Raw genomic sequence first — 9,965 nt, 5'->3', positions numbered from 1 at the left:
GAGATTTTTTAGGGTTTGGGGTTGTGTTTTTTGGGGTTTGGTTGTGGGGAGTTTTTGTTTATAGTTTATTGTGTTTATGATATTTGTGGGGTGTGCAAATAGTCGTTAAATGCGCAAAAATGGGGGGGCAGGTTTGTGAAAAAAAGTAAAAACTTATCACAAAAACAACAAAATAGCGCGATAGCGCAATGACAAAAAATCAAATCGTAAAGCACCTATACTTTAAAGAAGTGGGGGGATTTTTAACTAAAGCAAAACATTATCAGCTAACCCAAAAAGATTTTTTAGATAAAAAAGCAAAATCTTAAACATATAAATTTGGTTAAAAAATTTTGGTTTAAAAATCGTTTTTTTTTTTTTTTTTTTGTAGGATTTCTGTTTTTAGACACGATTCTTTGTGATTTTTTGTATGCAAAATTTTGTTGTTTTTGCGCAAATGCAACATTTTGGTTCAACAAAAATTGCAAGATACAAAAATATTACAAAGAATCATAATTTTACTTCTTAAATAAGGATTGCAAATGCAAAGATCATTAACAAAATCAAACAAATTAGGCAAGTTGCTACAAGTGGGGCTAGTGGCGGTGTGTATGTTAAGTTTTAGTGCGTGTAAGCAGTTGATTGATGACCAAAGTGCTGAAGAAAAAAGCCGATGCGTGCAAAAATGCGATACAAACAAATGTAGCGGATTTCTCGCAACAAATGCTTGTAAGCAACAATGTATTTTAGATTGTGGTTGCACATATTCTTATGCAAATAGCGGGGGATATATTTCATATACTTGTAAAGGCGACTAACTACAAAACATTACCATAATTTCAAAATCTGCTATAATACTTTGCAAATATGCTTTTTTGCGTAAATGAGCGCAAAGACTTGCGATTCTGCATAAAAGCATTTGTAAGGATAATAGCAAATGAAATATATGGCGTTTTGGGGTGGATTTTGTGTAATATGCGCTACAAAGCTAGCGATAATCTGCATAGCAATCATCATAAATGGCTGTGCTAAATACGAGCTAGAATCTAGGCAAGAATACAACGCTAATGATTCTAGCCTATCAAATCAATCCAAAACGCCAAAATCTAGTAATATTTCAAAATCTAATGCCACTGCTAAAAAAAATAACCAATCCACCTCCAAAACTACACAAAAAAATCAAACAATATATTCTGCCTCGCTAGGCAAAAATGCACCCAAAAAAACACAATCTAACATAGAATCTAAAAATACAAAATCTAGCGCAGAATCTAAGACAACAAAAACACCATCTGTGCCACAAAAACCGCCAAAACTAGAATCTAAAAAACCTCCAAAAACCTCTCAAGAGCCTACAAACACCCTATCAAAAGACTTGCCTCCAAAAAATCCTCCTGCCAAAAATCCTCCCGCAAACATTTTGCCAGCCAAAGATTTGCTCACTAAAGATTTGCCCGCACCCCTGCCTATGCAAATATCATATAATGAGCTAGCAAAATCCTCTCCTAGAAGCGATGGCAATGCGATTTTGCACCTAAAAAAAGATAATCAACAAGGTTTTCAACTAATCAATATTTATGATGAAAATGGCGAGATTTTAGCAAGTCTTAGCTTTAAAAATAGGCAACTTCACGGGAGGAGCAAAATCTACAAAAATGGCGAAGTAATAAAAGAAGTGCCTTATGAAAATGGCGTATTAAGCGGAGAGGTGGTAAGCCAAGTAGGCAAAATCCGCACCACGCAGATGTATAAAAATTCTAAAAAAGAGGGTATTAGCACGACTTATCGCAACGAAGTAGTAATCGGCAAAAAGAGCTATAAAAATGACATTTTAAATGGAGAGAATCTATTTTTTGATGCGCAAAATATCGCGGTGAAAACCCCATATATCAATGGCAAAAAAAATGGTAATTCTAGCGGATATGTGGGTAAAAATCTTGTGTTTTTGCAACATTATGTAGATGATTTTTTAAGCGGGGAGGCAAAGACTTATGGGCAAAATGGGATTTTGAAAATATCTAGATTTTATAAAAATGGCGTGCTAGATGGCGAAGAAATCGTATATGATTATCCTAGTCAAAAGCCACTCCATAGGGCATCGCACAAAAATGGCGTGCTTGTGTCGCCATATCAAAATTATGATAAAGAGCAGGTGTATTTTTCTATAAAGCCTCTTGATTTTGCAAATGCGCTAAGCAAAGATTCTAGCGATAGGGGCGAAGTGTGGAGGTATCCTAGCGGGCAAATCGCTTTTGAAAAAAGTGGAAATAACATAAAAACTTTTCACACAAATGGTGCGCTTGCGAGTGAGTTTGAAATACAAGAAAATGGAGCAAATGGAAGCACTTATAACCAAAATAATGTGCGAGAATCTAAAATATCATATTTGCCGCATTCGCATACCCAATGGCTTTATAACGCCGATGGCAAGACACTAAGAACAAAAAATGAAAAACAAAGGGGCAAAAATATCCTCCAAACTTACAAAAACGGAATCTTACATAAAGAAATCATAACCATTGAGGGGGAGGATTTGACGATTTATCGGGTATTTTTTAGCGGGGGTGGCAGTGCGCCAAAACTCCAAGCTGAGCTATACGAAAAAGACAAAAAAGTCGTAGGTGGCAAGCGATATGATATAAATGGCAGGGTTATTTTTAGCTATACATTTAGGAGTGAGGATATGCTTTTTGATGAGATTTTCACATATAGTGCGCAAGCTAGGAGGGCAAAAATCCTCCCTTAACCTGCTTTAGAGTGGCATTATAGGTGCATTTACGCGCTTTTTAAAAAAAATAATGCTTTGCTAAAAATACCAAAAAGTAGATTTTGGTGTAAAGTGTCGCAAAATAGCGCAATATTGATAACGCTAGATTGTGGCAAATGAGGGCAAAATCTGCGTTTTATAGAATCTACATTTTGTTTGTTTTTTATTTTTTATTATAATTTAGCGTTTTTGCTTTTTTATTTGGATTTTTGCAGTGATTTGCAACAATAAAAAAAAGCAAAAAAATCACAAACACAAAGGACACGAAATGAAAACCCTCTCAAAACTTACACTTGCTACGGTATCTAGCCTAGCCCTTATGAGTAGCATTCACGCACACCAAAACCACAGCCAAGACAACGCACAGCCTACCAAATGCGCTTCTTGCGGAGCTACAAGCACTCAAGCAAACGATGAATCTAGCACGCAATCTAGCAAAATCCTAGAAGCTATGCACGCTCCTATGCACGCACATAAGCCATCAAGCACAAAAAGCGTGGAGATTGACTTTTTGAGCGATATGATACCTCATCATCAAGGTGCGATTGATTCTGCAAAGCTACTGCTCCCTCTTACACAAAATCCTCAAGTGGCATTGCTTGCGGAAAATATCATCAAAGCCCAAGAAGCTGAAATCAAAGAATTTAGAGAGCTAATCGCTAAAAAAGGCGTAAAAACCACGAAAGTTTCTGCGCAGGATTATAAAGAGTTTGCCGAGAAAAACGCTAAGGCTAACGAATCTATGATGGGCGGTATGGCGATAGAAGAAAGTGGCGATGTGGATATAGATTTCTTAAATGCGATGATAGCTCATCACACAGGTGCGGTAGAGAGCTCTGACATCGTGCTAGCTTATACCAAAGACAAAAAAATCCAAGAAATCGCAAAACATATCATCGATGAGCAAAATACCCAAATCACTGCTATGCAAAAGCTAATCGATGATATACAGGCACAAAAAGCACAAGCAGAATCTAGCAAGTCTAAAAAGAGCAAAAAATAACTAGCTTGCGGAGAATGGATTTTGCGCTTTTGTCGTGCTGGACGCTAATATAGCTTAGTAGTCGCCTGCTAAAGCAAGCGCAAAATCTAAAACTACCAAAATCTACAACATATCTACAAAATTACAAGAGGGCTGTTTGGATTCTTATCAATATGGCGAATTGCTAAAAACTTTGCAAAGCAAATACGCCACTATCGGCGAGATTATCAAGCCCTCTATTTTGCAAGAGGAGCTAGCCAAACTAGAGGCGTTAGAATCTGCGCCAAACTTTTGGGAAGATGCCAAAAGGGCTAGCGAAATATCCAAGCAAAAAACCAAAATCACCAAAACTCTCCAATCCTACACCACACTAGGCAACAATCTAAACGATAGCGCAGAGCTTTTTGAGCTAGCGAGCGCACAGGGCGATAGCGATACGCTTGAATTGCTTTTCGCAGAATCAAGCGCGCTAGAATCCGCTATCTTGCAAGCCGAGCTAGAAATTTTGCTAAACTCCCCAAATGACGCACTCAACGCCATTATCACTATTCAGCCCGGAGCGGGCGGGACAGAGGCGCAGGATTGGGCGAGTATGCTCTATCGTATGTATCTGCGCTGGGCGGAGCGGCGGGGGTATAAAGTCGAGATTTTGGATTATCAAGACGGCGAGGAAGCGGGAATCAAAGGCGCGGCATTTATCATTAAAGGCGAAAATGCCTTTGGCTATGCAAAGGCGGAATCAGGCGTGCATAGGCTAGTGAGAATCTCGCCCTTTGATTCTAATGCCAATCGGCACACGAGCTTTGCAAGCGTGCAGGTAAGCCCTGAAATCAACGATGACATAGTCATAGAACTAGAGGAAAAGGACTATCGCATCGACACATATCGCGCAAGTGGCGCAGGCGGACAGCATATCAACAAAACCGATTCTGCTATTCGTATCACGCATTTCCCAAGTGGCATAGTCGTGCAATGTCAAAATGATAGAAGTCAGCACAAAAACAAAGCCACCGCGCTAAAAATGCTCAAATCCAAACTCTATGAAATCGAGCAGGCAAAGCAAAGAGAGAGCGCAAACGCGGGAGAAAAAAGCGAAATCGGCTGGGGACATCAAATCCGCTCCTATGTGCTAGCCCCCTATCAGCAAGTAAAAGATTTGCGCTCAAACTACGCTACAAGCGACACGGCAGGGGTTTTGGACGGGGATATAGACGCGCTCATCGAATCGGTGCTGGTGATAAAATAAAGCAGATTTTGGAGAGATTTTAGGTTTTTTGTGGGGTTGCTGTGTGGTTTTAGTTTTTTTTGGGAGGGTTTGCGTGGATTCCCTCCCTTAGCACGAGGGGGATTAAGGGGGCGGGTTTATTGTGGTAGGGATTTTTTTGGGGGTGGATTTTGCAGGCGTTTTGTGCTATCAAATATTTGATATTTTTTGAAACAATTTTCAAACCATATTTTAGATTTACAAAAATCATTCTAAGTCATTCTAGCAAAAACTCGTATTCATAGATTTTTGGTTCGATTTTTTGGGCTAAATCATTTAGGGCTAGGCGTAAGTTTGCTAGCAAGTCATTGTAATGAGAATCTTCGCTTCGTGCGTTCATTTTGCCCTTTGACTTGCCGTTTTTAGACTCGCTTCGTCCTTGAAAATACTCTTTTATATCATACAGGCTTGCGTCATTTATGTATTTAGGGCTAGATTTTGCCTGCGCGTGATAATATTTCCATAAGCTCAATCCCGCTTTGAAAACTTCCTTTGCCTCCTTGCTAAATGCTAGTGGCTTTGTGGGGATAAAGTCGCGCGATTGCTTATAAAGGTTTAAAGAATCTTGTGATTTTTGGGAATCTATTTTGATTTTGCCATTGATAAAGCGCACTATAAAGTCGCTAGCAAACGCGCTTTTTGCTCCGACTTCTTTTTCGCTAAATGGGATAAAGTGGTTTATGCCCTCTTGGCTTGTGATACGATTTTGTCCGTGAAAGAGTGTGAAAGCAAGGCAGTCATTTTGAAATTCTGTGTCCTGTTGCCATTTTTTATTAGGGTGCAAAAATTGGTCTCTGTCATTTATCCACGAGGCTTTTATCGCGTGGCGAACACCGAAAAATACACAACAAGGAATTAAATTGTTAGGTGCTAATACTATAGTCAAAGAATGTGACTGATTTCCTATTTGATTTGCGATATGTACTAAATTTTGGTGTTGAAATCCAAGTCGCCCGCTATCCATCATAGCTAGATGAATTCGCGGATTTTTCTCTCGAAAAGAAGCCAACCATACGCCTATATTTTTCCCGTCATTACTTGCGTAAAAATTCTTTTTACCAACTTTTTCGCCACCATTTTCAAAAATGTCAAGTGTCGTTTTTGTAATTTTTGTTTGTTGTGCTAGATTCCAAACCAAAAAACCGATAGGAAATTGTCCCTTAACATTGTCAAAAGTCCAAGCTGGGCACATAAATCCTTTTAGAAATTTGGCTTGAAAAGTTTCTCTAAATTTTTCAAAATTTGTTGAATTTAAATATTTTAGCTTACTAAAACTTCCTAAAACACATTTTGGAATTTCTTTATAAATGCGTATAAAAAACTGAATAAAAACTTCATTGCTTGCTTTACTTAAAATACTTTGATATTTCTCATAAGTCTTATTGGTTGTGGCTACTCCGCTTTTATGTTCTTTTTCAATATCACTCATTTTCTTTTTATTCCCAGCTTCCGCATACGGAGGGTTAATAAATATGACTAACTTATGCGGTTCGTTTTTTATAATGCGTTGCAGAGATTTAGGCAGTTTTGATTGTATTTGCCCCCCCCCCCCTTAGTAAATTCATTCGCAGACTTAGTAGCTTCATTAGCGACTTCATCAAAAAAGCTATCGTTTAAAAAGTCAAATTGAAATATATGCTCCTCAAGCAGCGGCAATCTAGCAACATAGCTAGAATCCCCCTTAGCAAGCTCTTTCATTATCAACACATCGCTTAAATCAAGCGTGGAAGCATAGATATTTCGCGCATTTTTAAGCCCTGCTAGCAAATTCCCCGTGCCTGCGGCACAATCCCAAATATAATACTCATCTTGCCAATTCTCACCCAACGATTTAGCCAAATATTCCTGTGCTTTTTGCACCCAAATTTTTGGCGTGAAAAACGCCCCCTTGCGCTCGCGTATATCTTCAGGGGAGAGTTTATCACGCCTTTCATAGATTTTCTCCCAAAAGTCCTCTTTAGGCGGTCGTTTATAGCGAAGCCAAAAGCGTGTATGCGCGGAAGTATCATCGTTTATAAACGCGATATTTTGCGTATTCCAATCAAAAAGCCCTTTGTTAATTTTTATGTTGTAATAGAGTTTTTCTTGTGCATTTTCTAGTCGTTTGTTTAGCAAGATACGGAGGTTTTGGTTTATCGTGGTGTTATCCTCGCTTAGCAAATCCGCTAGGAAAAAGTCAGATTCTAGAGCGATTAGATTTTCTCTCGCACTTTTCCAAATGCTTGTGTGTAGGTTTATGCTAGGCAAAACGATTCTAGCCCATTGCAAATACACAGAATCGAAGTTTTCCTCATCGATTTCTATGGGGTTGTGTGCGCCTTTTGCAAGGGAGTTTTTGATAAAGTGGCGCAATTCGTGGGCGTCTTTTGCGTAGTCATAGATTTGGCAATTCTTGCGCAAAGTAGGCATTGTGATTTCGCGCATTTTAGCAAAATCTAGGCTTGTATAATCGCTAGGGGTTATATTTTTCCAATCAAAGTCGTTTCGCGCGATAAAGTCTTTTGCGTATTTGTAGGGCAAAAAAGCGATTTTTTGTGCGTCAAATGCGCCGATAAATTCTGGGATATTATGGATTTTGTGTAGTGATTGCGCTCCTATGGTTAAAATTAGCTGGATAAGGCTATCAAAAATGTCGCACTCATTGCCCTTTTTTGCCTCTGCCCAAAGGGTATAGATTTTGGGGAAATCAGGCAATGTGGGCGCAAGTAAAATCGATGTGCTTAACGCAGAATCTTTCATAGATTTGTTGGTAGATTGCTTGGCAGGGTCTTTTGCAGATTCTTTATAAGTCAGCGCAAAATCTACGCGCTGTAATGGCTCATAATCAAACTCGGCGAAAAACTCGCTTGCAACGCGCTGTTTTAGGGACTCTTCTTGCAGTGTAAGTGGATAATGTGGTTGTTGCATTTGCTAGCCTTTACATTTAAAATCTTGTCATTATAACGAAATTTTTAGCCTAGATTTGTCCTGCTAAATCGTGGCATTCATAGTCCCAAAAGTTTTGCCAAAAAGTCGCGTAAGGCTTCTTTGCTCATTTCATCGCTTGCGACATTTACTACGACATCTTCTAGCTTGGCGTAAAAATCGCTTGGTAGATTTTGCGGTGCATTTAGCTTGATAAATGCTTTTGCTAGGTAAATCGCGCTTCGTTTGTTGCCATCTAAAAATGGGTGGAATTTCACACAGCAAAAGATTAAATGAGTGAGTTTATCTAAGAAGCTAGGGTAGAAATCATCATTTTGTATATGCTCTAGCGCGGATTCTAAATAGGCTACACGCGATTTATCAAAGCCATTTAGCCCGCCCATTGTATCCATAATATCATCGTGCAAAGCGATAACATCATCAAGTGAGAGGTATTTCATTTATCTTTTAGCCTCTCAAATACCGCGTAATTTTGAGGTTTTTTTAAATCCTCTAGCATTTCTTTTTGCAATGCTTTAAAATCAAAGCTTTCCTTTTTATCGATTGTGTTGCCCTTTTTTTGTGTGATTGTGGCATTTGCAGTTTTTGCCATTTTGACAAAATCTGGCAAAAATTCTTCTTTGACATTTTCTATAACTAAAGTCATTTGACACTCCTTTAAATTTTAAAATCTTGTCATTATAGCCAAATCTTTAGCCAACCTGCTTTTTAGCGCACTTTCCTACTCAAAATCCCTAAATACCGCGCCTATGTCAAGTCCGTTTATCACTTCGCTCCCGCGTTTTTCTAAGATTCCTTGTGCGCCATCGATTAAATCCCTGCTAGAAATCCCGTGCGTGATAGAAATCTTTGCCTCCAAATACGCGCTCAAATGGTCGCACGCTTTTAAAAATTCCCCGCAAATTGGTTCAAATTCATCAGCGTTAAATCGCGAAAAAAGCTCCTCGCTCGATTTTGCATAATGTGCAAAGCACTCGATTTTATAGCGATTGGCAAATTCATTTTGCGTGAAATACACAATATCATCTTTGATATTTTCTGGCACTTTTGAGAGGATTTTCTCCTCCACCGCTTCAGCTTCGATTTGCTTTATATACTCATCTAGTCCTAGCACATTGTGCTTTATGGGCGAGATTATGTCGCGGGTTAGCACTTCTGGCAAATCGTGGAAAAGCCCGCAAAGAAAGTGATTTATCCGCATCGCCTTGCACGCGCCTAAATCTAGGCTTAGCAAATACGCACTTAGCGCGACTACGAGCGTGTGTCCTAGCACGGAGGTTTCGGGGATTCTAGGGGTTTGACTCCATCGCTTTTGAAATCGAAGCTGCCCTAGCATAGTGATGAGTTCGCGCACATCTTCATAGAGCGCGATTTGCTGCATTCCTGCTAGGTGATAATGCCCCTCGACTTGCTTGTCGATGATTTTTTTGATATTTTGCACATCATACATTTTGGTGTTAAAGTGATAAATAATGTCAAATTCCCATTTTGACGCGTAATAATGCGCCGCTTGCAAAATCTCACTCTCTAAAGATTTGCCACGACTAATGTGCGCGCTATGCTGGCTAGCAACTTCGCTTGAAATATGTTCGCTAGAAGTGAGATACTCGCCCATATTTTCAAAAAAATTATATGCTCCCAAATCAGATTCTAGATTTGCCAAAGTAAATTTCACTAGCTCTTTGTTGTGCCGAGTGATGAGCTTATGAAACACAGGGGGTTTAATGTCAGTCAAAATCACGCGCTCAAAAAACTCATAGCAAAACTGCAAAATAAGCCGCTCCCAATCGATGGTGGCATTATGGAAATGCTCCTCATAGCGTGCAAGCAAGTAGGCAATCACCATTTTGTGTGCTTGCTTGTCTAGCTCGACAAACTCCACAGGGCAGGCTTGGTCATTCCACCGCCGAATCGATGCGGCGGTAAAGATTTTGCGCAAGAGGGAGGTTTTAAGACGCGGGGATTTTAGGGATTTGGCGGGGGTTTTGGTGTCAGCAGGCGTTTTTGTGTCGATAGGGGTTTTGGTGTCGGCAGGCATTGGCGTAAAA

The 9,965-nt window shown here is 39.4% G+C and carries 10 protein-coding genes; 4 read left to right on the top strand and 6 right to left on the bottom strand.

The window, feature by feature from the left end:
- Positions 1 to 521: 521 nt before the first annotated feature.
- The 4 genes from ACWIX0_RS08570 (at position 522) to prfB (ending at position 4,974) form a co-directional block, all read left to right on the top strand.
- Positions 522 to 797 (top strand): hypothetical protein, encoded by a 276-nt coding sequence (locus tag ACWIX0_RS08570; protein ID WP_454173604.1) that lies wholly within the window; start codon positions 522 to 524, stop codon positions 795 to 797.
- Positions 798 to 916: 119 nt separating this feature from the next.
- A complete protein-coding gene (locus ACWIX0_RS08565; protein WP_454173603.1) occupies positions 917 to 2,725 on the top strand; it encodes a hypothetical protein in 1,809 nt (602 codons plus the stop codon).
- Positions 2,726 to 3,014: 289 nt separating this feature from the next.
- Positions 3,015 to 3,749 carry a DUF305 domain-containing protein gene (locus tag ACWIX0_RS08560; RefSeq protein ID WP_454173602.1) on the top strand — a complete coding sequence of 245 codons (735 nt, stop codon included), beginning with the start codon at positions 3,015 to 3,017 and terminating at the stop codon, positions 3,747 to 3,749.
- A 136-nt stretch (positions 3,750 to 3,885) separates the two neighbouring features.
- Entirely contained in the window at positions 3,886 to 4,974 is a 1,089-nt protein-coding gene (gene prfB, locus ACWIX0_RS08555; RefSeq protein ID WP_454173601.1) for a peptide chain release factor 2, read from the top strand.
- Positions 4,975 to 5,023: 49 nt separating this feature from the next.
- Here the strand turns inward: prfB and ACWIX0_RS08550 are convergent, their stop codons facing one another.
- From ACWIX0_RS08550 to ACWIX0_RS08525, 6 genes are all read right to left on the bottom strand, one after another.
- A complete protein-coding gene (locus ACWIX0_RS08550; RefSeq protein ID WP_454173600.1) occupies positions 5,024 to 5,203 on the bottom strand; it encodes a hypothetical protein in 180 nt (59 codons plus the stop codon).
- A gap of 6 nt (positions 5,204 to 5,209) precedes the next feature.
- A complete protein-coding gene (locus ACWIX0_RS08545) occupies positions 5,210 to 6,421 on the bottom strand; it encodes a hypothetical protein (protein ID WP_454173599.1) in 1,212 nt (403 codons plus the stop codon).
- A 68-nt stretch (positions 6,422 to 6,489) separates the two neighbouring features.
- Positions 6,490 to 7,899, bottom strand: coding sequence for a hypothetical protein (locus tag ACWIX0_RS08540; protein WP_454173598.1), 1,410 nt, complete (start codon positions 7,897 to 7,899; stop codon positions 6,490 to 6,492).
- A gap of 77 nt (positions 7,900 to 7,976) precedes the next feature.
- On the bottom strand, positions 7,977 to 8,357 hold the full coding sequence (locus ACWIX0_RS08535) for a type II toxin-antitoxin system death-on-curing family toxin (protein WP_454173597.1): 381 nt from the start codon (positions 8,355 to 8,357) through the stop codon (positions 7,977 to 7,979).
- Positions 8,354 to 8,563, bottom strand: coding sequence for a hypothetical protein (locus ACWIX0_RS08530; RefSeq protein ID WP_454173596.1), 210 nt, complete (start codon positions 8,561 to 8,563; stop codon positions 8,354 to 8,356). Before ACWIX0_RS08530 ends, ACWIX0_RS08535 begins: the two co-directional genes overlap by 4 nt.
- Before the next feature lie 75 nt (positions 8,564 to 8,638).
- Entirely contained in the window at positions 8,639 to 9,955 is a 1,317-nt protein-coding gene (locus ACWIX0_RS08525) for an HD domain-containing protein (RefSeq protein ID WP_454173595.1), read from the bottom strand.
- Positions 9,956 to 9,965 lie beyond the last annotated feature (10 nt).

It is taken from the genome of Helicobacter sp. T3_23-1059 (assembly GCF_053654515.1).
The sequence above is the reverse complement of the archived record's forward strand: the minus strand, read 5'-3'. Positions and strand labels throughout refer to the sequence as shown.

What these genes read in the sequence shown, in the direction of transcription:
- ACWIX0_RS08570 (WP_454173604.1), top strand. Translation starts at nt 522, where the DNA reads ATGCAAAGATCATTAACAAAATCAAACAAATTAGGCAAGTTGCTACAA.
- ACWIX0_RS08565 (WP_454173603.1), top strand. Translation starts at nt 917, where the DNA reads ATGAAATATATGGCGTTTTGGGGTGGATTTTGTGTAATATGCGCTACA.
- ACWIX0_RS08560 (WP_454173602.1), top strand. Translation starts at nt 3,015, where the DNA reads ATGAAAACCCTCTCAAAACTTACACTTGCTACGGTATCTAGCCTAGCC.
- ACWIX0_RS08550 (WP_454173600.1), bottom strand. Translation starts at nt 5,203, where the DNA reads ATGATTTTTGTAAATCTAAAATATGGTTTGAAAATTGTTTCAAAAAAT.
- ACWIX0_RS08545 (WP_454173599.1), bottom strand. Translation starts at nt 6,421, where the DNA reads ATGAGTGATATTGAAAAAGAACATAAAAGCGGAGTAGCCACAACCAAT.
- ACWIX0_RS08540 (WP_454173598.1), bottom strand. Translation starts at nt 7,899, where the DNA reads ATGCAACAACCACATTATCCACTTACACTGCAAGAAGAGTCCCTAAAA.
- ACWIX0_RS08535 (WP_454173597.1), bottom strand. Translation starts at nt 8,357, where the DNA reads ATGAAATACCTCTCACTTGATGATGTTATCGCTTTGCACGATGATATT.
- ACWIX0_RS08530 (WP_454173596.1), bottom strand. Translation starts at nt 8,563, where the DNA reads ATGACTTTAGTTATAGAAAATGTCAAAGAAGAATTTTTGCCAGATTTT.
- ACWIX0_RS08525 (WP_454173595.1), bottom strand. Translation starts at nt 9,955, where the DNA reads ATGCCTGCCGACACCAAAACCCCTATCGACACAAAAACGCCTGCTGAC.